We start from the raw sequence: 21,883 nt of genomic DNA, 5'->3' as shown, positions 1-21,883 counted from the left end.
CTCCGGCGCCCGTCCCTACCCGACGGGATGTCATCGGCGACGCGGCGTGACCAGCCCAGACTCGTACGCCCACACCACGAGTTGCGCGCGGTCGCGACAGTGAAGCTTCGCCATCGCCCGGTTGACGTGCGTCTTGGCGGTCAGCGGACTGATCACCATCCGCTCGGCGATCTCGTCGTTGCTCAGCCCCCGGGCGACGAGCTCGACGACCTCCTGTTCCCGGGCGGTCAGCACGTCGCGTCCGGCCGCGGGATCGGCCGGCGGCGGACTGTTGACGAACTCGCTGATGAGCGTACGCGTCACCGCCGGGGCGAGCAGCGCGTCGCCCCGGGCCACGACGGCGACGGCCTGGAGCAGGTCGGCGGGGTCGGCGTCCTTGAGGAGGAACCCGCTGGCACCCGCGCGCAGCGCCGCGAAGACGTAGGCGTCGAGCCCGTAGTTGGTGAGGATGAGCACCCGGACCGCGGCGAGGTCGGGATCGGCGGCGATGCGCCGGGTGGCCTCGATGCCGTCGAGTCCCGGCATCTGCACGTCCATCAGGACGACGTCCGGCCGGAGGCGTCGCGACAGCTGGACCGCCGTACCGCCGTCGGCGGCCTCGCCGACGACCTCCAGATCGTCCTCGGCGTCGAGCAGGGCCCGGAATCCGGCCCGCATCAGGGCCTGGTCGTCGGCGAGCAGAACCCGGATCATGCCGGCTCCTCCCGCGGGCCACCACCACGCTCCACGACGGGTCGTGCCGGTCGGACCTCCCGCACGCGCCCGGTCACGCCGCGCCGCCCAGCGGGAACGTGGCCCGTACGGCGAAGCCACCGCCGTCGCGGGGAGCGGCGTGCAGCGTGCCGCCCAGGCTGGTGACCCGTTCCCGCATGCCGCGCAGGCCCACGCCCGGGGTGACCGGCCGGTCCGGTGACGCCTGACCGTCGTCGGTCACCGAGACGGTCAGCTGGGTCGGGGCGTACTCGACGTGGACCTGGGCGGTGGCGGGGCCGGCGTGGCGCGCGATGTTCGTCAGAGCCTCCTGGACGACGCGGTATCCGGCCTGGTCGAGTTCGGTGGGCAGGTTCCGCGGCTCGCCGGTGACGGTCAGCCGCACCGGTACGCCGGCGGCCCGGGTCCGCTCAGCGAGCTCGCCGACCCGGGCCAGCCCGACGCCGTCCCCGTCGGAGGGCGTACGCAGGACCTCCAGCGTCGCCCGCAGTTCCCGCATCGCGGCAGCGCTGGCCTCCTGGATCGCCAACAGCGCGGCCGACGGTTCCTCGCCGCGCTTGCGGGCGAGGTGCACGGCGATTCCGGCCTGCACCTTGATCACCGAGATGCTGTGGGTCAACGAGTCGTGCAGGTCCCGGGCGATGCGCAGACGCTCCTCCCCGGCACGACGCAGCGCCATCTCCTCGCGGGTGCGTTCGGCCTCGATCGCCCGCTGCTCGACCTGTTCCAGGTATGCCCGGTGCTGCCGTGCGACGAGCCCGGCGACGTTGGTCGCGACGAACCAGCCCAGCAGCAGCCCGGTGCGCTCGACGATCTGCTGGCCGGAACTGTCGGCGGGGGCGACCGAGATGTCGCGGGCCAGGAAGCCGCCGAGGAAGACGACGCTGGCCAGGGCGGCGGCCCACCGGTGCCCCCGGCAGGAGGCGACGCAGACCGCACCGAGGACGGGGAACGCGGCGGACACCCCGGCGTGCACCCGGACGTGCAGGGCAAGCATGGTGGCGGTCGCCACGACCAGCGCCGCCACCGGGTACCGCCGGCACACCGCGAGGCCCGCGGCCATCGCCAGAACCAGGGCGACGTCGACCGCGCGCACCGCCGCGGCGTCCGGCGCGAGCGCGGCGTTGCCGAGCAGGAAGCCGCCGAGGGCGAGGCCACCGAGGGCGTAGGGCAGATCCCGGCGCATGGTCGCACTGTAGAGCGGCCGTCATCAGGGAGCATCCCGCCTCCGCGGTAACCGGACGTACCGCGGACGCGGTATCGGCGACCCGCAAGTGCCTGCATCGGCACGACGCTTTCCCCCGCCCGCCGCGGCGAGCATCGAGGCCATGACATACCGCTTCTTCACCCCGGTCAAGGCGTCGGCGGTGAACGGGCTCACCGCGGAGGTCTACCGGCAGCTGCGGGACGAGTTCATCGGGCCGGTCCCCACCTTCCGGGCACTCTCGCCCGTGCCGGAGCTGTTGGCGGCGACCTGGGCGCTGCTGCGCGAGGCCCTGCTCGCCGGGGACGTGTCCCGGGTCGACCGCGAACTCGTCGCCGCGGGGGTGTCCCGAGCCAACCGCTGCCGGTTCTGCGTCGACGCCCACGTGACGCTGCTGCACGCGCTCGGCGAGCCCAGACTGGCCGAGGTCGTCGCCCGGGGCGGCACACCGCCGGGTCCCGGGCGCGCCGCGCTCGTCGCCTGGGCCGAGGCCAGCCGCCACCCCCGGACCACCGACTGGACCAGCCCGCACGGTCCCGAGATCACCGGCACCGTGCTCACCTTCCACTTCGTCAACCGGATCGTCTCGGCGCTGCTCGACCCGGACCTGCTCCCCGGCGGCCTGCAGCGCGTCCCGGTGGTGCGGTCCCTCGGGGGCCGCCTCTACGCCAGGACCGCCCGAAAGTCGGGGGAGCCCGGCCGGAGTCTTTCGCTGCTGGACGCCGTCGGCGTGGCGCCACCGGCCTGGGCCGGGGACAGCCCGGTCGGGGTGGCGTACGCGTCGCTGCGGGAGACCGCGACGCGGGGCGGGGACCTCCTGAGCGACGCGGCCCGTCAGCTTGTCACGGCCACGGTGCGCGGGGAGGACGGGCGGCACCCGGCCGAACCCGCCCGGTGGGCCACCGAGCTGGTCCGGAACCTGCCCGAACCCGAACGCGCGGGGGCGCGAATCGCCCTGCTGGCGGCGTTCGCGCCCGGCGCGATCAACCCGGGCGACGTCGACCGCTGGCGGCTCGCCCACCCGGCCGACGCCGATCTCGTCCGGCTGGTCGCGTACGGCGCGATCACGGCCACCGACCACGTCGCCCGGGCCCTGGTCCCGGCTCACCGCTAGGAGGTCACCATGCGCAAGGCGTTCCTCGTCGCCACCACCGCGCTGCTCGTCGCGTTCGTCTTCCAGTTCGCCTTCGCCGCCGTCGGCGCGTTCACGAAACCCGGGGGTGAGGGCGCGTACATCCTGCACAGCGTCACCGGAAGCGCGATCATCCCCGGGCTCACCCTGCTCACCATCGTGCTCGCCGTGCTGGCGAAGGCGCCGGGCCGGCTCGTCGGGCTGACGGCCCTGCCGCTCGGTCTCGTCGTCCTGCAGGCGCTCCTCGCCATGCTGGCGAACGCGTCCGCCGACGCCGGCGGCACCAGCACCCCGTTCGGGCTGGTCATCGCCGGACTGCACGCGCTCAACGGGATCATCGCGGTACACGTCGTGGTCTCCGTCCACCAGGCGGCGCGGAAGCTGGCCGGTTCGGCGTCGGCCGACACCGCCCCGGTCGCCGTCCGGGAATCGGAGCCGGTATGAGCGTCGGCTCGCTGATCGCGGCCGACCTCGGGGTCGCGGTCCTCGCCGCTGCCGGCTGGCTCGGCGGCGGCGCCGCGGCGAGCGCCCGGCGCCGCCGGCTCGCCCTGGGACTGGCCGCCCTCGCGCTGGTCGCCACGCTCGCCCGCGCGGTCACGATCACCACGCTCGTCCGCGCCGGCTGGTGGTTCGCGGCGGAGAAGGTCCTCATCGCCGCCCCGCTGTCGCTCGCGGCGCTGGCCGTCGCCGGGCCGCGGCTGCTGCGGGTCCCCGGCGACATCCGGGCCGTCGCGGTCCCGCTCCTCTTCGCCGGGTACGCCAACGGCGGCGCCCTGCTCGTCACGGTCCTGCACGGCTATCCGGCCTCGGCGGGCGCGGGACTGCTCGCGGTCGCCGGCGTGCTCACGGCGACCGTGGTCTCGTGGCGCGCCCTCGGATCCCGCCCGTCCCGGGCGGCGTACCGGGTGGCCCTCGCGGTGGCGGTCGGGGCGCTGGTGACCGGAACCGGGCTGGCCGTCGCGCCGGGCGCCGCTCCGGCCGTACCGCACGACCACCGCAACCGGGACGAGCGGCCCGTGGGCGAGCCGACCCGGCGGTTCACGCTGACGGCCGGGACCGCCACGGTACGCGTCGGCGGCCGTGACGTCGCGGCGTGGGCGTTCAACGGGCAGGTCCCCGGGCCGGAGCTGACCGCCACCGCCGGTGACATCATCGAGGTGACCCTGCGCAACCGGGACATCGCGCGGGGTGTCACGCTGCACTGGCACGGGTACGACGTGCCGAACAGCCAGGACGGTGTGCCGGGCGTGACGCAGGAGGCGGTCCTGCCCGGACAGGAGTTCGTCTACCGGTTCCGCGCCGACCAGGTCGGGACGTACTGGTACCACACGCACGCGGTATCCGACATCGGCGTGCGGAAGGGCCTCTACGGCGTCCTGGTGGTGCGCCCGGCCCCGGTGGCCGGCGTCGACGTTCCTGCGCCGGGCGCCGGCGTCGACGTCACGGTGCCGGTGCACACGCTGGCCGGCGTCGCGCTGCCCGAGCCGCGCTCGGAGCGCGTCGAGGCGGGGACGCCCGTACGGCTACGCCTGATCAACACCGACAGTACAACCCACCGGTACGCCCTGGCCGGGACCCCGTTCCAGGTCGCCGCCATCGACGGGTTCGATCTGCGGGGGCCGCAGCCGCTGCGCGACACCGCCGTACTGGTGCCGGCCGGCGGGCGCTACGACCTGGTGTTCTCCGCACCCGCCACCCCGGTGGCGCTGTTCGTCGACGGCCGGGCGGTCTGGTCGACCGGATCGGTCTCCACCGCGACCGACCGCTGGCCGGTGCTGGATCCGCTCAGCTACGGCGCCGGTTCCCCGGTCCCGTGGTCCCGGTTCGACCGCGACTTCACCCTCGTGCTCGATCGCGGCCTCGACCTGCGCGGGCTGCTTCCCCGGTACGCCCACACGGTCAACGGCGCCGCGGACCCGGACATCCCGCCCCAGGTCGTCCGCCTCGGCGACATCGTCCGGTTCACGATCGTGAACCGATCACTGGTGGTGCACCCGTGGCATCTGCACGGGCATCACGTCCTGGTGCTGTCCCGGAACGGCAAACCGGCGACCGGGAGCCCACTGTGGCTGGACTCCTTCGACGTACGCCCCGGCGAGGTCTGGGAGGTGGCGTTCCCGGCCGACAACCCCGGGGTGTGGGCCAACCACTGTCACAACCTCCCGCACGCCGAGGCCGGAATGGTGCTGCACCTGATGTACGGGTGAGCGCGGTACGGATCCGGGTGACCGCGGCCCGGACAGCCCGGGGCACCGGCGGTCGAGCGGATCGGGGTTCCCGGGCCGGCGCCGGTGCCGGCCCGGGAACCGCCGGGTCGGCCGGCCCACCCCGTGCCGGCCGACCCGGCGGCACGCCGACCCTCAGCTCACCGCCCGCCGGACGAGCGCGCTGATCCTCGCCTCGTCGTCGGCGGTCAGCCTGGTCAGGGCGAAGGAGGTGGGCCACATGGTGCCCTCGTCGAGGTTCGCCTCGTCGCTGAAGCCGAGCGTCGCGTACCGTGTCTTGAACTTCGCCGCGCTCTGGAAGAAGCAGACGACCTTGCCGTCCCGGGCGTACGCGGGCATGCCGTACCACAGCCTCGGCGTGAGGGCCGGGGCGGTCGCCTTGATCAGGTTGTGCAGCCGCTCGGCGATGGTTCGGTCGGATTCCGACATCTCGGCGATCTTCGCGAGCACCTCGCCCTCCGGGTCGGCCTTGGCGCCCCGCCGGGCGCCCGCCCTCACCTCCCGGGCGCGCTCCCTCATGGCCTCGCGCTCCTCGGCGGTGAACCCGTCCTGCTCCTCGCCGTTGACGCCGGTGGTCTGCTTCCTGGTCGGCATGACGATGCTCCTCTCCGTGGTCATCCAGATTCGTCCGTGTTGACCGGGGTGCCCCTGCCGGGGGCGGAACCCTCTCGACGCGTCAGTCGCGCCTTCCGGTGTCGCGCGGCCTGCTCACCACCCGCCCGCCTGTCGCCGGGTCGGCACGTCGAGCCGGTCGAGCGCGTTACCGACCGCGATGGTGAGCAGCAACGCGGCCAGTTCCTTCTGGTCGAGGTGCGTGGCGGCCACGTCCCACACCCGGTCCGGCACCGGGTCCGGCCGGTCGGCGAGCCGGGTCACCGCCTCGGTCAGGGCCAGCGCGGCGCGTTCCGCGTCGCCGAACCACGGCGTCTCCCGCCACGCGGCGACGGCGTGCACCTGGTCCGCGGTCGCGCCCCGGTCGCGGGCCTGGCGGGCGCCCTCGGCCACGCCGGGTCCGCACCCGACGCCCACCTGGTCCAGGAGACCACGCCCGGGCGGTACCGGATGCACGACCTGATCCGGCGGTACGCGGCGGAGCTCGCCGCCGACGAGGAGCCGCGGGACGTCTCGGCCGCGACCGGGAGCGGGCGTCGCTGCTCGCGGACCTCGGGTACGCCCGGGCCGCCGCCGGACGCCTCACCGAGGCGCTCGCCGCCTACGAACGGGCCGAGCAGGCGGGGCCGGACGACGACACCGCGGCCGTGTTGGCGCTGCGCGTCGGTTTCGCACGCCGGGATCTCGGCGACCTGGAGGCGGCACAGGAGCACTTCCGCCGGGCACACGCGCTGTTCGAGAAGCTCGGGCACCGCGCCGGGCAGTCCCAGGCACTGGCCTTCGACGGATGGGTGACCCTCCGCCTCGGGCGGCGCACCGAGGCCGTCGACCTCGCCCGGGCCTCCCTCGCCCTGGCCGACGGGCCTGCGCGGCTCACCGGGCTGGTCACCCTCGGGGTCGCCCTGGCCCCGGACGATCCGGCGGAGTCGCTGCGCGCGCTGCACGACGCGTTACGGGTCGCCGAGCAGAGCAACCTGCCGCACAACCAGGCGTGGTGTCACAACTACCTCGGGGTCGCGCTGCGGATCACGGGGTCGCCCGAGAAGGCGCTCGACCACCACCGGCGCGCCCTCGAGCTGCTGGAACCGCTGTCCGAGACACAGATGGAGATTGAGTTTCTGCACAGCTACGCCGAGACGTGCCACGCGGCGGGGCGCCGTGACGAGGCGCTGGCGCTGCTCGACCGGGCCGTCGAGCTCGCGCGTACGCTGGGCCGGCCGCACGACGAGGAGCGGGCCCGGACGGCGCGGGAGGTCGTACGCGCCGCCCGGGCCCACCCGCGGTCCGAACCGGCGTCCTGAGCTACCGGACCGGCTGGGCCGGCGGGGTCAGCCGGGGAAACAGCGGCGTGGCACGCTCCACCGGACGACCGCCCGGATAGCCGCCCCAGGCCAGGTCGGCGGGGACCCGGGGCGCGTACCCGTCGAGGCCGAGCTGCCGCCAGATCCGGGCGGCGGTCCGCGGAATCGCCGGCGCGGCCAGGACGGCGACGATCCGCAGCGCCTCCAGCGCGGCCCCGAGCACCTCCACCGCCTCGGCCGAGCCGGGCGCGGTCCGCCACGGCCGCGCCGAGACCAGGTACGCGTTGGCCGCCGCCACCAGCCGCCAGGCGGCGGTAAGCGCCTCGGCCGGCTGCCCGGCCTCCCAGCCGGCCACGCCCGTCTCGGCGCACTCGGCCGCGACCGGTGCGAGTGGCGAGTCGGGGCGGGGTGCCGGACCGAGCCCGCCGTGGTGCGAGACGACCAGGGCGGTCACCCGGGACAGCAGGTTGCCGAGGGTGTTGGCGAGGTCGGCCCGGTACCGCGCCTCGACCGCGGCCACCGAGAACTCCCCGTCCGGACCGACCGGGTTGTCCCGCAACAGGTGGTAGCGCAACGCCTCCGGGCCGAACCGGTCGATCAGGTCGTCCAGCGGCACCGCCCGCTCCCCCGACTTTGCGATCTTGCTGCCGCGCTGGAGCAGGAATCCGTGCACCGTGACCCGCTCCGGCAGCGGCAACCCGGCCGCGAGCAGGATCGCCGGCCAGTAGACCGCATGGAACCGCACGATGTCCTTGCCGATGACGTGCCGCGGCGGCCACCAGCGGTGGAAGTCGGGCTCCGGCCAGCCGGCGGCGGTGAGATAGCTGGCGAGCGCGTCGAACCAGACGTACGTCACCTGGGTCGGCTCCCAGGGCAGCGGGATTCCCCAGGTCAGGTTGGCCCGGCTGATCGAGAAGTCGACCAGCCCGCGACGCAGCCAGCCGAGCGCCTCGTTCCGCCGCTCGGCCGGCTGGACCGCGTCCGGGCACCGGTCGAACCACTCGGCCAGCGGCCCGGCGAACGCGGAGAGCCGGAAGAACCAGTTCTCCTCGCCGATCTGCTCGGTCGGCCGGCCGTGCACCGGGCAGACCGCCCGAGTCGTGTACGCCTCGCAGGCCACGCAGTACCGGCCGTCGTACCGGGCCCGCCGGAGGTGGCCCGCCTCGTACAGCCGGGTCAGCAGGGTGGTCACGGTGCGCCGGTGCGTGGCCGAGGTGGTACGGATGAACTCGTCGTACCCGATGCCGAGCCGGTCCCAGGTGGACCGGAACCGCCCGGCGGTGGTCGTGGCGAGCGCGGCCGGCGTCACGCCGACCTCGGCGGCCGCCCGCTGCACCTTGGCGCCGTGCTCGTCGGTGCCGGTGATCAGCCGGACGGGGCGCCCGGCCAGGCGGTGCCAGCGGGCCAGCGCGTCGGCGAGGACCGTCGTGTACGCGTGCCCGACGTGCGGCACGTCGTTGACGTAGTAGATCGGAGTGGTCAGGTAGGTCATGGCGCTCCTCCGGGAAGGGACGGAGGGGCCCGGACCGGAAACGGACACGGGCCCCTCGGCTGGCAAGGGACCCGTGTGACGCGGGTGGACGCGCGCGACTAGTACCGGCCCCCGAGGGGCCGGCGCATGGCGTGGGTCGCGGCGAACATGCCGGCACGCTAGGCCGAACCGGACGGGTTCGGCAAACGGATTTGGGCTCGCCACTGGTCCCCGGCGACCGTGTTCGCCATGCCGCCCCGCGGCCGTCACCGCCACCGACCGGGACGGCGCGCCGCGCCGCCGGCCCCTGATCCGGCTCATGTGCGCGTCGCCGGGCGGCGGGTGACCGGCCGGGAGAACGCGACCCGATCGGGTTCAGGCCGGTGCGACGTCCAGCCGGGGCGGACTGATCGCGAACCGGGCCTCCACCGTGGCCTGTACGGTCTGGAGCTGCGGATCGAGGTCGAGTTCCGGCGTCGCACCGTCCCCGGACCCGGCGTACGCCGCCCGGGCGAACATCACCGGCCGCTCCGCCGGACCGGTGTCGGAGAGTTCCAGCAGGCGGGTCACCTCCGCGCCGAGCGCGGCGGCGTACTCCCGGGCCCGGGTGATCGCGTCGGCGACCGCGGCCCGCCGGGCCTCCCGATGCGCCGGACTGCCGGGGCGCAGCTCCCACCACGGGCCCGCCACGGCGGTCTGGTCCTGGTCGGCGAGGCGGAGCATCAGCTCGCCGAGGACCGCGAAGTCGGTCACGGCAACCGTGGTGGTGGCGCTTCCGACGTACGCGGCGACCCGATCGCCGCCGCGTTTCCGCTCGGGGCGTACCCACAGCTGGCCGGTTTCCCGGCGCTCGACCGCGGCGCCGTAGCCGTCGATCACCCCGCGGACGGCGTCGGTCCGCTCGGTGAGCCGGGCCAGCGCCGCCGCGCGGTGCCGGTCCCGCACCGACACGGTCACGGCGAACCGGGCAAGCTCCGGTGGCACCTCCCAGACCGCCTCACCCCGGACGAGGAGCGTCGGATCGACGGTCGGACGATCGGTCATCCGGTCAGCCTAGCCCCGTGCTCCGGACGGAGCCGGCCGTCCGGCCGGGCCGCCCCCAGCCGGAGACGGCGCCATTTCCGCCGTCATTCCGATCCGTTTCTGGGCATGATGATCCCCGGTTAGAGCGCCCGATTCGGCTGCCCTGTTACATCCGCGACGTCCCAGGTCAACGCCGTCACGCTCTTCCTTAAGTTTCGCTTTCGCCGCTGCGACGAACGATCACCGGATCGGTACGTTGCCGGCATGCGGCACATCGGCACGGTGGTCTACGCGCTTGTCATGACCCCGCTGGTCTGGTTTCTGCTCGCCGCCGGGCAGGACCGGTCCGCGCGGGAGTTCGCGACCATACTCGACAGCGGCGGTAACGGCGGCCGGCTCGTCCTCCCCGCCCTGACCCTGGCTGCGGCCGGAGTACTGCTCGGACTCGCCTCCGCGCTCCGGTTCTCGCCGCTGGGCGCCGTACTCGCCGGCGCATTCCTGGTGATCGCCGGCCTGGGGCCGCTGACCAGTCCGCAGCTGCTGAACCTGCTGGACCGCGACGTCGCCGTGGCGGGTCGCACGGTCGACCTGAGCGTCCCGGTCCGAACCGGCACCGCGCTGGCCCTGGGATCGCTACTGCTCGTCGGGGCGGCCAGCGTCCAGCGATGGCGGCGGTGGCCGAAGCCGGAGCCGGAGCCGTCTCCCTCGGACGGCGAGTCCGGTACGGCCGAGTCGGACCGACCGCTCGGCGCCGACGGCCTGGGGCTGCCGATCCCGAACCGGTCGGGGGAACCGGTGTCGCGCCGGGCCGACGACACCGGCTGGCCCGACGCCACCGACTGGACCAACGACACCGACCCGACCGGCACCACCGACCGAACGGACCCGTGGCGGGCCGGATCCCGCCCGCTCGCCGGTGGCGCCCTCGCCCCTGCCCACGACGGTGACGACCGTGACGACGAGCACGACCGCGCCGTCCCACCGGCCGGGTGGACGCCTCGGGCCCGCCCGTCCACGACCGGTATCCGGCGCCCCTGAGGTCCCCGGCTGGATCACCTGACCGGTCGGGGGCCTGGCCGCGATCGTCGTGTCGGCCCGATCGCTCCGGGGGCTGGCCGCCACGGTCGGCCGGTTCCTCCGCCGCCACCTGCTGCGCTTGTTCGGTCTCGTCGCCGCCTGGCTCGGGCGGCACACGGCGTACGGATCAGGCCGCCACCAGCCGGTCGGCGGCGGCGGCCACCCGCTCGTCGGTGGCGGTGAGTGCGACCCGGACGTGCCGGTTGCCGGCGGGACCGTAGAAGTCCCCCGGGGCGACCAGGATCCCCCGCTCGGCCAACCAGTCCACCGTGGTCCAGCAGTCCTCGTCCCGGGTGGCCCACAGGTAGAGCCCGGCCGTCGAATGCTCGATCTCGAATCCGGCCTTGACCAGCGCGTCCCGCAGCACCTCGCGGCGAACGGCGTATCGGGCCCGCTGCGCGGCCACGTGCTCCTCGTCCCCGAGCGCCGCGACCATCGCCGCCTGCACCGGGGCGGGCAGGATCATCCCGGCGTGCTTGCGCACCGCGACCAGGTCCCGGACCAGGGAAGGGTCCCCGGCGACGAAGCCGGCCCGGTAGCCGGCCAGGTTGGACCGCTTGGAGAGCGAGTGCACGGCCAGGAGGTTGCGGTAGTCGCCGCCGGCGACCTCGGCGGAGAGGATCGAGGTCGGCGTCTCCTCCCAGCCCAGCGCCAGGTAGCACTCGTCGCTGGCGACCACCACCCCACGCTCGCGCGCCCACTCCACGATCTTGCGCAGGTGCGCCGGCGGCAGCACCCGACCGGTCGGGTTGGACGGCGAGTTCACCCAGATCAGCCGTACCCGGGGGTCCGGGCCGAGCGCGGTGAGCGAATCGGCCCGGATGACCTCCGCCCCGGCGAGCCGGGCCCCGACCTCGTACGTCGGGTAGCAGATCCGGGGAATCACGACCACGTCACCGGGGCCGACCCCGAGCAGGGTCGGCAGCCAGGCAACGAGTTCCTTGGAGCCGATGGTCGGCAACACTCCGACCGTCTCCGGGTCCGCGTCACAGGCCCGGGCCACCCAACCGGTCACCGCGGCACGGAGCGCCGGGCTGCCGGCGGTCAGCGGGTAGCCGGGGGCGTCCGAGGCCGCCGCCAGGGCAGCCTGGATCAGCGCCGGGACCGGATCGACGGGAGTGCCGACCGAGAGATCGACGATGCCGTCGGGGTGCCGCGCCGCGCGGGCCTTGGCCGGTTCGAGCAGGTCCCAGGGAAAGTCCGGCAGGCCGGCGCCACGCCTCGCCGCCGCGCCGGCCGGCGTACCGCTGCCCGACCCGGAGGCCGGAGTGCCGCTCAGTGCCCCTCCCCGCGCGGCGGCTGGGCCGCGACGAAGGGGCTGTCCTTGTCGATCTTGCCGATCTTGGAGGCGCCGCCGGGCGAACCGAGGTCCTCGAAGAACTCGTAGTTCGCGGTGGTGTAGTCCTTCCACTGCTCCGGGACGTCGTCCTCGTAGAAGATCGCTTCTACCGGGCAGACCGGCTCACAGGCACCGCAGTCGACGCACTCGTCGGGGTGGATGTAGAGCATCCGGTTGCCCTCGTAGATGCAGTCGACCGGGCACTCCTCAATGCACGCCTTGTCGAGCACATCCACACACGGCTCGGCGATGATGTAGGTCACCGATCTTCTCCTCCGCAAGCCAGCCGCGATCGACCGCGACGGTTAGAGCCTAGTATGTCGCCGGGGAGGGGGTCGATCGTGCTCGGACGGCGGGATGTGGGACAGCGAGTGGTCGTCCGCCGGATCATCGGTGATGCCGCCGATCGCCCCCGCTACACCGACGCCCTCGGTGAACTCGTCGAACTGACCGAGACCCACCTCACGCTGGTCACCCGGGACGGCCCGCTGCGGGTCCCGCTGGCCGAGGTGCACCGGGCCAAGCGGGTGCCGCCGGCCCGGCGGCCCGGCGCCGCCGCCGTGGTCGAGCTGGAGCGCGCCGCCGACGAGGCCTGGCCAGCCCCGGTCCGCGGCCGGCTCGGCGACTGGCTGCTGCGCGCCGCCGAGGGCTGGACCGGCCGGGCGAACTCCGCGCTGCCGGTCGGCGACCCGGACCGGCCGCTGCCCGAGGCGATCGACGCGATCCGGCGTTGGTACGCGGAGCAGGGCCAACCGGCACTGGTCAACGTCCCGCTGCCGCTGGCCACGCCGGTCGGCGTGGCGCTCGACGACCAGGGCTGGGGCCGCCGCCCGCCGGTGCTGGTCCAGACCGCACCGCTGGCGACGATCCTGGCCGCCACCCCCGAGCGTCCGGATCTGCCGGCCGTGGAGCTGGCCACGACGCCGTCGGCGGGGTGGCTCGCCCTGGTCGCGAAGCGCAAGGGGAGGCAGGCCAGCGAGCGGGGTGAGGAGGCGGACGGCTCCGCGCTGCCGGCCGCCGCGTACCACGTGCTCACCGCCGTGGACCAGGTTCGCTTCGCGCACGTGTACGCCGAGCCGGCCCCACCGGACGGCGGGCGCGAGCTGCTCGCGATAGCCCGGGGCACGGTGACCGGCCAGGGCCGCTGGCTCGGACTGACCCTGCTGGAGGTGGTCCCCGCGGCCCGGCGCCGGGGACTCGCCCGGCACGTGGTCCGGGCACTCGCGCTCTGGGCCGCGCAGCAGGGCGCGACGGACGCCTTTCTCCAGGTCGAGGAGCACAACGAGGCGGCGGTGACGCTCTACCGGCGGCTGGGCTTCACCACCCACCACACGTACCAGACCCGCACCGAGCCGTCCGACTGACCGCGGCCCGGGCGTCACCCGGCAGCCCGCGCGGTACGAACGAGGGGACAGCGGGCGGCCGGCGGACGGGACGGGTCAGCGGCGGACCGGCCGGCGGGGTTTCGACTGCTTCGCCTCCGCGAAGCGCTTGAGCGACTGGGACCGGTAGTCCAGCCCGAACGCGGTCAGCAACAGGTACCCGAGGATCGCGCCGCCGGCGGTGAAACCGGCGTAGAGCCAGACCTGCGAGAAGAACGCGCCGGCACCGGCGGCAAACGGCTGGCTGCCGCTGATGAACGGTCCGACGAGGATCGTCAACAGCATCGCGATCAGGACCGAGAGCGCCATCTCGCCGGCCCAGTCGGGCAGCGGCCGGCGCCGGCCCCGCACGAACGCGAGGGTCGCCAGGATCAGCCCGATCACGGCGAACATGGCCAACGAGAGCCGGTCCTGCATCTCGGTGTCCTCGCCGAAGGCGAATCGGGACACCAACCGGGCCACCACGTTGATCCCGAACAGCACGCCCGCGAGCACTCCGACCGACCGCCAACGCTCCTTCATGGCACGTCCTTCTGGGGGTAGGGGGCCCATTGTGGTGAGGGCATTTCTGACCCAGATTTGTACCACCGCCAACGGAATGGAGCCATGGACCGCGTACGCCGGGAGCCGGAATCCGGCCCGCCGCCACGAGATCGCGGCCTGTCGGACGGCCGTGGGCAGGCCGAGACGCACGGGTCGGCGATCAACCCGCCGGGACCGGCGGGATGTCCGCGGGGCCTACCCGTCAGCGGGCGGTGCCGGTGGCTCGGCCCGCCGGGGCGCGATGATCAACCGGAACCCCATCACGGCGAAGGTCACCGACCCGGCGAAGATCATCGCCAGCCCCACCCAGTTGTCGCTGGCGAGCAGGATGTCGCCCTCGGCGGTACCGCCGGCCGCGACCACCATCAGCCCGAACCAGACGACCGCGGGCAGCGCGAGCGCCCACCGGTGGCCGACCGCCCGGGGCGCGAACCAGCTCAGCGCCACGTTGGCGACGACGGCGAGCAGTGCCGAGAGCCCGACCAGCACGCCGCCGACCCGCAGCGTCGACAGGATCAGCTCCAGGACGGCGGTGACCACCGCCCCGACGACCGCGACCACGCCCCCGACGATCCGCAGGGCCAGGTCGACCGCGGCCAGCAGGGCCGACCGCTCCGCCGGCGGTGGCTCCGGGGATGGCTCCGGGGGCGCGGACATGGCCGGGCTGGGCAGGGTCACCGGGCGCCCGCCTCCGCGGGCGCCCCGGAGCCCGGCGACGGAATCCGCACCGCCGACTCGGCCGGGTCGAGGGCGAGCCCGGCGAAGAGATCGTCCTCCCACCCGTACGGGCCGGCGCCCGGTCCCTTCACCCCGGCGGCGAGGGTGTAGTACTCCACCCCCATGAACTCACCGCCGAAGTTGCTGGCGATCGAGTACAGCCACGAGTCGTCGGGAATCTGGGTGGCGTGCGCCCGCATCGCCGCCTCCTTGGCGGCGTGGTGGTCGGTGGCGTCGATCCGGGCCGCGATCTGCTCGTCCGGGGTGCCGAACGGCAGATCCTCCGCCCGTTGCGTCCCCGCGAACGGGTTGTTCGCCACATCCACCTCGGCGAAGGCGGCCAGGCCGGCCTCCAGCACGCTGGTCGGCATCGCCGTCCAGTAGATCTTGGCCGGGCCGACGCCCTCGGCCGCGGCCAGCTCCGCCGCGCGCATCGCCACCCGGTGTGCCTGGATGTGGTCCGGGTGCCCATAGAAGCCGTTCGGGTCGTACGTGACCAGCACCTGCGGGCGAACCTCCCGGATGACCTCGAGCAGGTGTCCGGCGGCCTCGTCGAGGTCCGCCCGCCAGAACGCCCGCGGGTGGTCGTTGGTGGGCAGCCCCATCATTCCGGAGTCGCGGTACCGCCCCGCGCCCCCGAGGAAGCGGTGATCGGTCACGCCCAGCGCCGCACAGGCGGCGGCGAGTTCACTGATCCGGTATCCGCCGAGCTGGTCGGCCTCGGCGGCGGCGAGCCCGGCCAGCGCCGGCACGTGGATCTCGCCCTCCTCGCCGAGGGTACAGGTGACCAGGGTGACGTGGGCACCGGACGCGGCGTAGTACGCCATGGTGGCGCCGGTGCCGATCGACTCGTCGTCGGGGTGCGCGTGCACCAACAGCAGACGCCGGGCGGGAAGGCGCTCGGCCTCGCCCGGGTCGGACGGGACGGTCAGGGTCGTCACCCAGGCAACTCTACGCGTCCGGTCCCGGGCCGCCGTACTCAGGGAGTGAGTCAGCACATCCGGAGAGTCACGCACCCGCTACCGGTACCGGACCGGTGGTCGTGCCTCGGCTCGGCCACATCCGGCCGGCCCCGGCCCTACGATCACCGTGTGGACTACCCGGAGCTGGCCGCCCGCACCCGCCGCTTCACCTGCGGCGCGCCGCGGTCCGTGACGGTGGCCAACGACGGGTCCCGGGTCGTGTTCCTCCGCTCCGCGGGCCCGACCGACCCGGTCGACGCGCTCTGGCTCTTCGACGTCGCCTCCGGCACCGAGCGGCTGGTCGCCGACCCGGCCGTGCTGCTCGACGACGGTGGCGACGACGAACCACACCCGACCGAACGGGCGCTGCGGGAGCGGCGCCGACTGACCGCGGCGGGAATCGTGTCGTACGCCACCGACCCGGCCGCCCGGGTCGCGGTCTTCCCGCTCGGCGGCCGGCTGTTCCGGGCCGACCTGATCCACGGCGACGTGGTCGAGGTCGCCGTCGCCGCGCCGCCGGTGGACCCCCGGCCAGACCCGACCGGCGAGCGGCTGGCGTACGTCACCGACGTCACCGAGCCGGCCCGGCCGGCCGGCGGCCGAAACGCCCCGGACGCCCGCCCGGGGCAGCTTCGGGTGATCGGCCCGGACGGCACCGACACCCTGCTGGCCGGCGAGGAGAACGGCGTCACCTGGGGCCTGGCCGAGTTCGTCGCCGCCGAGGAGTTCGGCCGGTTCCGGGGCTACTGGTGGGCGCCGGACGGGCGGTCGATCCTGGCCGCCCGGGTCGACGAGTCGCGGCTGCCCCGCTGGTACCTGCACGACCCCGGCGATCCGGCCGACCCGCCGCGCGCGGTCGCCTACCCCCGCGCGGGAGGACCGAACGCCGAGGTCAGCCTGCACCTGCTCGACCTCGACGGCGGCTGGGTCGACGTGCACTGGGACCGCGAGACCTACCCGTACCTGATCTCGGTGGAGTGGGCCGAGACAGGCCCGCTGATCACCGTGCTGCGCCGGTTGCAGCAGCACGGGCTGGTGCTCGCCGTCGACCCGCGGACCGGGGAGACCCAGGTGCACGCCGAACTCGCCGACCCGCGGTGGGTCGATCCGGTCGCCGGTACGCCCCGGCACCTGCCCGACGGCCGGGTCCTGGTGGGGGGTGAACTCGCGCACGACGGCTACGACGCCCGCTGCCTCTTCGCCGACGGCACCCTGCTCACCCCGCCCTCGCTCTACGTCCGCCGGGTCGTCGGGTGGCTCCCCACCCGCAACGGCAGTCCGGACCTGCTGGTCGAGGGGAGCAGCGGCGAACCGAGCCAACAGCACCTGTTCCGGGTCCGGACCACGATCGGGGCCGGCGGGATCGACGCCCGGCGGATGACCGCCGACCCGGGCTGGCACTCGGCGGTGGTCGGCGGGGACGTCCTGGTGGTGCACTCCCGCTCGCTCGACGAGCCCGGCGGGATCTGGGCTGTCTGGCAGGGCGACCGGGAGGTCGGCCGGCTACGGAACCTGGCCGCGACCCCGCCGTACGCCCCACGTCCGGCGCTGGAGCGGGTCACCGACCGCCGGCTGCCGGCCGCGGTGGTCTACCCCACCAACCACGTCGCCGGCCGCCGACTGCCGGTCCTGCTCGACGTCTACGGTGGCCCCGGGCACCAGGAGGTCGTCGCGACCCGGTCGGCCTGGCTGGAGCGGCAGTGGTGGGCCGACGCCGGGTTCGCGGTGGTCACGGTCGACAACCGGGGTACGCCGGGCGTGGCGCCCTCGTTCGAGAAGGTGGTCCACCGGCGGCTCGCCGACGTGATCCTCGCCGACCAGGCGGACGCGCTCACCGCGCTCACCGGCAAGCATCCCGACCTCGACCTCAACCGGGTCGCGGTCCGGGGCTGGTCGTTCGGGGGTTGGCTGGCCGCGCTCGCCGTGCTCTGCCGACCGGATCTGTTCCGGTGCGCCATCGCCGGGGCACCGGTCACCGACTGGAGCCTGTACGACACCGCGTACGCCGAGCGCTACCTCGGGATGCCGGCGGAGAGTCCGGAGGTGTACGCCCACCACTCGCTGCTCGAACTCGCCGCCGAGCCGGTGCGGCACCACGCCGAGGCCCGGCCGATCCTGCTCGTCCACGGTCTCGCCGACGACAACGTGGTCGCCGCGCACACCCTGCGGCTCTCCGCCGCCCTGCTGGCCGCCGGGCGCCCACACTCGGTGATCCCGCTGACCGGAGCCACCCACATGGCGACCGGCGGCACCGCCGAGCGGCTGCTCGCCCTGGAGCTCGACTTCCTCCGCCAGCACCTCTGACCCCGGACACCCGCTCGGGATCCCCGGAACTGATCACGACACGACGCGCGGCTGACGACCCGGTGGGCTGTCGTCGGCGGTCCCGGTGGCCGGCGTCGACAACCTCGCGCTCGACGGGATCGGGGAGTACGCCCGAAGCGTCGCCGACCGGTTGGCGGCGCTGGGCGGATGTCGGCGCAGGGTGGCACGATCGCTCGGTGACCAGCAGAAGCGCCGAGGCGCAGCGCCTGCGCGACCTCGCCCGGCTACGCCGGGTCCGTGACCGGATCGACCGGGAGTACGCGCGGCCGCTGGATGTGGAGGCGCTCGCCCGCGGCGTCGCCATGTCGGCCGGACACCTCAGCCGCGAGTTCCGGCTCGCCTACGGCGAGTCGCCGTACTCCTATCTGATGACCCGACGCATCGAGCGCGCGATGGCGCTGCTGCGTCGGGGTGACCTCAGCGTCACCGAGGTCTGTTTCGCGGTCGGCTGTGCGTCGTTGGGCACCTTCAGCACCCGCTTCACCGAGTTGGTCGGTGTCCCGCCCAGCACCTACCGGCGCATCGCGTCCGGCGAGATGGCCGGGGTGCCGCCGTGCGTGGCGAAGCAGGTGACCAGACCGGTCAGGAATCGAGAAGCCCAGGCCAGGCGCCGCGGCTAGCGTGACCGGCATGGACCTCAGCATCCACTACACCTTCCTCCCCCACCTCGACCCGGACGCCTCGCTGACCTTCTACCGCGACACCCTCGGCTTCGAGGTCCGCAACGACGTCGGATACGACGGCATGCGCTGGATCACGGTCGGCCCCGCCGGCCAGTCCACCTCCCTGGTCCTGCATCCGCCGGCCGCGGACCCCGGGGTCACCGAGGAGGAGCGGCGCGTGATCACCAAGATGATGGCCAAGGGCACGTACGCCGGCCTCACCCTGGCCACCCGGGACCTCGACGGTGTCTTCGCACGGCTTGAGGCCAGCGGTGCCGAGGTCGTTCAGGAGCCGACCGAGCAGCCGTACGGGGTTCGCGACTGCGCGTTCCGCGACCCCGCGGGCAACCTGATCCGCATCAACGAGCTGCGCTGAGCCGTCCGATAGGTGCCGCCCCGACCCACCCGGGGCACGGTCCCGGGCTCCGGCGCCCGGCCGGGGCCGGGGCGTTGCCTGCCCCGGGGACGTGGATACGGTGGGACCTGCGCCGTGCGCGGTCCGGGCCCGGGATCCGCCGGCCGGGCGTACGGCGCCCGGACCGGCCGAGGAGCCGGTGGCCACCGGGCCGTACCGGCGCCGGCGATCCAGACCGACGACCCGAATGCACCACAAATCACCAGGGCGGGGCCAGGCGTGCCCGAGGGCGGCCCCGTCCACGGATGGAGACACGATGAGCACGGCCACGACCAGGGAGCCGCAGTCGCCCGCGCGGCACGTCGCCGACAGCCACGACATGATCCGCGTGCACGGCGCGCGCGAGAACAACCTCAAGAACGTCAGCGTCGAGATCCCCAAGCGCCGGCTGACGGTCTTCACCGGTGTCTCCGGATCGGGCAAGAGCTCGTTGGTGTTCGGCACGATCGCCGCGGAGTCGCAGCGGATGATCAACGAGACGTACAGCGCGTTCGTGCAGGGTTTCATGCCGACGCTGTCCCGGCCGGACGTCGACCTGCTGGAGGGGCTGACGACGGCGATCATCATCGACCAGGAGCGGATCGGCGCGAACCCCCGCTCGACGGTCGGCACCGTCACCGACGCGAACGCGCTGCTGCGGATCCTGTTCAGCCGGCTCGGGATACCGCACATCGGCTCACCCCAGGCGTTCTCGTTCAACGTCGCCTCGGTCAGCGGGGCGGGTGCGGTCACCGTCGAGCGTGCCGGCCGGACCGTCAGGGAGCGTCGTAGCTTCACGATCACCGGCGGCATGTGCCCGCGCTGCGAGGGTATGGGCCGGGTGACCGACTTCGACCTGACCCAGCTCTACGACGACAGCAAGTCGCTCAACGAGGGCGCGCTGACCATCCCGGGGTACAGCGTGGACGGCTGGTACGGCCGCATCTTCAGCGGATGCGGCTTCTTCGACCCGAACAAGCCGATCCGCGAGTTCACGAAGCGAGAGCTGAACGACCTGCTCTACCGGGAGCCAACCAAGATCAAGATCGACGGCATCAACCTGACGTACGAGGGTCTGATCCCGAAGCTGCAGAAGTCGATGCTGGCCAAGGACCGCGAGGCGATGCAGCCGCACATCCGGGAGTTCGTGGACCGGGCGGTGACGTTCACCACGTGCCCCGAGTGTGACGGCACCCGGCTCAACGAGACCGCCCGTTCCTCCAAGATCCGGGGCATCAGCATCGCCGACGCGTGCGCGATGCAGATCAGCGACCTGGCCGAGTGGGTACGGGGCCTCGACGAGCCCTCGGTGGCACCGCTGCTGGCGAACCTGCGGCACCTCCTCGACTCGTTCGTGGAGATCGGGCTGGGTTACCTATCGCTGGACCGGCCCTCGGCCACGCTCTCCGGCGGCGAGGCGCAGCGCACCAAGATGATCCGCCACCTCGGCTCGTCCCTGACCGACGTCACCTACGTCTTCGACGAGCCGACCATCGGCCTCCACCCGCACGACATCCAGCGGATGAACGACCTGCTGCTGCGGTTGCGCGACAAGGGCAACACGGTGCTCGTCGTGGAGCACAAGCCCGAGACGATCGCGATCGCCGACCACGTCGTCGACCTCGGCCCCGGGGCGGGCAACGCGGGCGGCACCATCTGCTTCGAGGGCACCGTCGAGGGGCTGCGGGCCAGCGGGACGCTCACCGGCCGCCACCTCGACGACCGGGCCGCCCTCAAGAAGACGGTGCGGACGCCCACCGGGCGGCTGCCGATCCGCGGTGCGAACCGGCACAACCTGCGTAACGTCGACGTCGACATCCCGCTCGGGGTGCTCGTCGTCGTCACCGGCGTCGCCGGCTCCGGCAAGAGTTCCCTCATCCACGGCTCGATCCCCGCCGACGCCGGCGTGGTCGCGATCGACCAGACCCCGATCCGCGGCTCGCGGCGCAGCAACCCGGCGACGTACACCGGGCTGCTCGACCCGATCCGGAAGGTGTTCGCGAAGGCCAACGGCGTGAAGCCGGCGCTGTTCAGCCCGAACTCCGAGGGCGCCTGCCCCACCTGCAACGGCGCCGGGGTCATCTACACCGACCTCGCGATGATGGCCGGCGTCGCGACCACCTGCGAGGAGTGCGAGGGGAAGCGGTTCCAGGCATCGGTACTGGAGTACAAGCTCGGCGGTCGCGACATCAGCGAGGTCCTCGCGATGCCGGTGACCGAGGCCAGGGAGTTCTTCGGCGCCGGCGAGGCGCGCTCGCCGGCCGCGCACGCCATCCTGGACCGGCTCGCCGACGTCGGGCTCGGCTACCTCACGCTCGGGCAGCCGCTCACGACGCTCTCCGGCGGCGAGCGGCAGCGGCTCAAGCTCGCCACCCACATGGCCGCCGCGGGCGGGGTATACGTCCTGGACGAGCCGACCACCGGCCTCCACCTGGCCGACGTCGAGCAGTTGCTCGGCCTGCTCGACCGGCTCGTCGACTCCGGCAAGTCGGTCATCGTCATCGAGCACCACCAGGCCGTCATGGCGCACGCCGACTGGATCATCGACCTCGGCCCCGGCGCCGGCCACGACGGCGGTCAGATCGTCTTCGAGGGCACCCCCGCCGAGCTCGTCGCCGCCCGATCCACCCTCACCGGCCAGCACCTGGCGGCCTACGTCGGCGCCTGACCAGACGTACGGCTGCGGTACGGACGCCCCTGGCCCCGACCCGGGTCGGGGCCAGCCCACCACCCGTGTCGTGGCGGCCCGAGCCGGGATTGTCGGTCCCCGGTGGCACGATCTCCTGCGCACACCGCCAGCCAC

The 21,883-nt window shown here is 73.9% G+C and carries 21 protein-coding genes; 10 read left to right on the top strand and 11 right to left on the bottom strand.

What is annotated here, in order from left to right:
- Positions 1 to 30 precede the first annotated feature (30 nt).
- Positions 31 to 693: a response regulator transcription factor gene (locus EF879_RS11425; RefSeq protein WP_123557658.1), complete on the bottom strand. Its 663-nt coding sequence runs from the start codon at positions 691 to 693 to the stop codon at positions 31 to 33.
- Positions 694 to 766: 73 nt separating this feature from the next.
- The gene (locus EF879_RS11420) at positions 767 to 1,897 is read right to left on the bottom strand and encodes a sensor histidine kinase (RefSeq protein ID WP_123557656.1); all 1,131 of its coding nucleotides are present in this window, start codon (positions 1,895 to 1,897) and stop codon (positions 767 to 769) included.
- A 142-nt stretch (positions 1,898 to 2,039) separates the two neighbouring features.
- Here EF879_RS11420 and EF879_RS11415 point away from each other — a divergent pair, with 142 nt between their 5' ends.
- From EF879_RS11415 to EF879_RS11405, 3 genes are read left to right on the top strand one after another with little or no spacing between them, the layout of a single operon-like run.
- The gene (locus EF879_RS11415; protein ID WP_123557654.1) at positions 2,040 to 3,029 is read left to right on the top strand and encodes a carboxymuconolactone decarboxylase family protein; all 990 of its coding nucleotides are present in this window, start codon (positions 2,040 to 2,042) and stop codon (positions 3,027 to 3,029) included.
- 9 nt (positions 3,030 to 3,038) lie between these two features.
- Positions 3,039 to 3,491, top strand: coding sequence for a DUF6220 domain-containing protein (locus EF879_RS11410; RefSeq protein WP_123557652.1), 453 nt, complete (start codon positions 3,039 to 3,041; stop codon positions 3,489 to 3,491).
- Entirely contained in the window at positions 3,488 to 5,254 is a 1,767-nt protein-coding gene (locus EF879_RS11405) for a multicopper oxidase family protein (protein ID WP_123557650.1), read from the top strand. The genes EF879_RS11410 and EF879_RS11405 overlap by 4 nt, the downstream gene beginning before the upstream one ends.
- 153 nt (positions 5,255 to 5,407) lie before the next feature.
- Here EF879_RS11405 and EF879_RS11400 read toward each other — a convergent pair whose 3' ends face one another.
- Together EF879_RS11400 and EF879_RS11395 are read right to left on the bottom strand one after the other, a co-directional pair.
- Positions 5,408 to 5,866, bottom strand: a complete 459-nt coding sequence (locus EF879_RS11400) for an iron chaperone (protein ID WP_123557648.1) — start codon at positions 5,864 to 5,866, stop codon at positions 5,408 to 5,410.
- A 114-nt stretch (positions 5,867 to 5,980) separates the two neighbouring features.
- The gene (locus EF879_RS11395; protein ID WP_233604381.1) at positions 5,981 to 6,277 is read right to left on the bottom strand and encodes a carboxymuconolactone decarboxylase family protein; all 297 of its coding nucleotides are present in this window, start codon (positions 6,275 to 6,277) and stop codon (positions 5,981 to 5,983) included.
- Positions 6,278 to 6,531: 254 nt separating this feature from the next.
- Between EF879_RS11395 and EF879_RS11390 the strand changes: the two genes are divergently transcribed.
- Positions 6,532 to 7,185 carry a tetratricopeptide repeat protein gene (locus EF879_RS11390; RefSeq protein ID WP_233604380.1) on the top strand — a complete coding sequence of 218 codons (654 nt, stop codon included), beginning with the start codon at positions 6,532 to 6,534 and terminating at the stop codon, positions 7,183 to 7,185.
- 1 nt (position 7,186) lies between these two features.
- On the opposite strand, the gene EF879_RS11385 is transcribed toward EF879_RS11390, so the two are convergent.
- A complete protein-coding gene (locus EF879_RS11385; protein WP_123557644.1) occupies positions 7,187 to 8,677 on the bottom strand; it encodes a class I tRNA ligase family protein in 1,491 nt (496 codons plus the stop codon).
- Between the two features lie 354 nt (positions 8,678 to 9,031).
- On the bottom strand, positions 9,032 to 9,700 hold the full coding sequence (locus EF879_RS11380; RefSeq protein ID WP_123557642.1) for an SIMPL domain-containing protein: 669 nt from the start codon (positions 9,698 to 9,700) through the stop codon (positions 9,032 to 9,034).
- 243 nt (positions 9,701 to 9,943) lie between these two features.
- Here EF879_RS11380 and EF879_RS27590 point away from each other — a divergent pair, with 243 nt between their 5' ends.
- Positions 9,944 to 10,717, top strand: coding sequence for a hypothetical protein (locus EF879_RS27590; protein ID WP_199736317.1), 774 nt, complete (start codon positions 9,944 to 9,946; stop codon positions 10,715 to 10,717).
- Positions 10,718 to 10,883: 166 nt separating this feature from the next.
- Here EF879_RS27590 and dapC read toward each other — a convergent pair whose 3' ends face one another.
- Together dapC and fdxA are read right to left on the bottom strand one after the other, a co-directional pair.
- Positions 10,884 to 11,963: a succinyldiaminopimelate transaminase gene (dapC, locus tag EF879_RS11370; protein ID WP_199736377.1), complete on the bottom strand. Its 1,080-nt coding sequence runs from the start codon at positions 11,961 to 11,963 to the stop codon at positions 10,884 to 10,886.
- A gap of 68 nt (positions 11,964 to 12,031) precedes the next feature.
- Entirely contained in the window at positions 12,032 to 12,358 is a 327-nt protein-coding gene (gene fdxA / locus EF879_RS11365) for a ferredoxin (RefSeq protein WP_123557638.1), read from the bottom strand.
- 78 nt (positions 12,359 to 12,436) lie between these two features.
- On the opposite strand from fdxA, the gene EF879_RS11360 reads away from it, so the two are divergent.
- Positions 12,437 to 13,459, top strand: a complete 1,023-nt coding sequence (locus EF879_RS11360) for a GNAT family N-acetyltransferase (protein WP_123557636.1) — start codon at positions 12,437 to 12,439, stop codon at positions 13,457 to 13,459.
- Positions 13,460 to 13,534: 75 nt separating this feature from the next.
- Here EF879_RS11360 and EF879_RS11355 read toward each other — a convergent pair whose 3' ends face one another.
- The 3 genes from EF879_RS11355 to mshB form a co-directional block, all read right to left on the bottom strand.
- Positions 13,535 to 13,999: a hypothetical protein gene (locus EF879_RS11355; protein ID WP_123557634.1), complete on the bottom strand. Its 465-nt coding sequence runs from the start codon at positions 13,997 to 13,999 to the stop codon at positions 13,535 to 13,537.
- A gap of 216 nt (positions 14,000 to 14,215) precedes the next feature.
- Complete coding sequence (locus EF879_RS11350) at positions 14,216 to 14,698, bottom strand: hypothetical protein (protein WP_370375478.1); 483 nt, start codon at positions 14,696 to 14,698, stop codon at positions 14,216 to 14,218.
- Complete coding sequence (gene mshB, locus EF879_RS11345; RefSeq protein ID WP_370375477.1) at positions 14,695 to 15,678, bottom strand: N-acetyl-1-D-myo-inositol-2-amino-2-deoxy-alpha-D-glucopyranoside deacetylase; 984 nt, start codon at positions 15,676 to 15,678, stop codon at positions 14,695 to 14,697. The genes EF879_RS11350 and mshB overlap by 4 nt, the downstream gene beginning before the upstream one ends.
- A gap of 150 nt (positions 15,679 to 15,828) precedes the next feature.
- On the opposite strand from mshB, the gene EF879_RS11340 reads away from it, so the two are divergent.
- From EF879_RS11340 to EF879_RS11325, 4 genes are all read left to right on the top strand, one after another.
- A complete protein-coding gene (locus EF879_RS11340) occupies positions 15,829 to 18,003 on the top strand; it encodes a prolyl oligopeptidase family serine peptidase (protein ID WP_123557630.1) in 2,175 nt (724 codons plus the stop codon).
- A gap of 197 nt (positions 18,004 to 18,200) precedes the next feature.
- Complete coding sequence (locus EF879_RS11335; protein ID WP_123557628.1) at positions 18,201 to 18,644, top strand: helix-turn-helix transcriptional regulator; 444 nt, start codon at positions 18,201 to 18,203, stop codon at positions 18,642 to 18,644.
- A 10-nt stretch (positions 18,645 to 18,654) separates the two neighbouring features.
- On the top strand, positions 18,655 to 19,062 hold the full coding sequence (locus EF879_RS11330; protein WP_123558370.1) for a VOC family protein: 408 nt from the start codon (positions 18,655 to 18,657) through the stop codon (positions 19,060 to 19,062).
- A 295-nt stretch (positions 19,063 to 19,357) separates the two neighbouring features.
- Positions 19,358 to 21,748 carry an excinuclease ABC subunit UvrA gene (locus EF879_RS11325; protein WP_123557626.1) on the top strand — a complete coding sequence of 797 codons (2,391 nt, stop codon included), beginning with the start codon at positions 19,358 to 19,360 and terminating at the stop codon, positions 21,746 to 21,748.
- Positions 21,749 to 21,883: the final 135 nt, after the last annotated feature.

The sequence above is a fragment of the Micromonospora sp. HM5-17 genome, assembly GCF_003762835.1.
Taxonomy (GTDB): Bacteria; Actinomycetota; Actinomycetes; order Mycobacteriales; family Micromonosporaceae; genus Plantactinospora.
This window is presented reverse-complemented; position numbering and strand designations above follow the sequence as displayed.

Coding starts and splice junctions, on each gene's coding strand:
- EF879_RS11425 (WP_123557658.1), bottom strand. CDS start 693: ATGATCCGGGTTCTGCTCGCCGACGACCAGGCCCTGATGCGGGCCGGA.
- EF879_RS11420 (WP_123557656.1), bottom strand. CDS start 1,897: ATGCGCCGGGATCTGCCCTACGCCCTCGGTGGCCTCGCCCTCGGCGGC.
- EF879_RS11415 (WP_123557654.1), top strand. CDS start 2,040: ATGACATACCGCTTCTTCACCCCGGTCAAGGCGTCGGCGGTGAACGGG.
- EF879_RS11410 (WP_123557652.1), top strand. CDS start 3,039: ATGCGCAAGGCGTTCCTCGTCGCCACCACCGCGCTGCTCGTCGCGTTC.
- EF879_RS11405 (WP_123557650.1), top strand. CDS start 3,488: ATGAGCGTCGGCTCGCTGATCGCGGCCGACCTCGGGGTCGCGGTCCTC.
- EF879_RS11400 (WP_123557648.1), bottom strand. CDS start 5,866: ATGCCGACCAGGAAGCAGACCACCGGCGTCAACGGCGAGGAGCAGGAC.
- EF879_RS11385 (WP_123557644.1), bottom strand. CDS start 8,677: ATGACCTACCTGACCACTCCGATCTACTACGTCAACGACGTGCCGCAC.
- EF879_RS11380 (WP_123557642.1), bottom strand. CDS start 9,700: ATGACCGATCGTCCGACCGTCGATCCGACGCTCCTCGTCCGGGGTGAG.
- EF879_RS27590 (WP_199736317.1), top strand. CDS start 9,944: ATGCGGCACATCGGCACGGTGGTCTACGCGCTTGTCATGACCCCGCTG.
- EF879_RS11355 (WP_123557634.1), bottom strand. CDS start 13,999: ATGAAGGAGCGTTGGCGGTCGGTCGGAGTGCTCGCGGGCGTGCTGTTC.
- EF879_RS11330 (WP_123558370.1), top strand. CDS start 18,655: ATGGACCTCAGCATCCACTACACCTTCCTCCCCCACCTCGACCCGGAC.
- EF879_RS11325 (WP_123557626.1), top strand. CDS start 19,358: ATGAGCACGGCCACGACCAGGGAGCCGCAGTCGCCCGCGCGGCACGTC.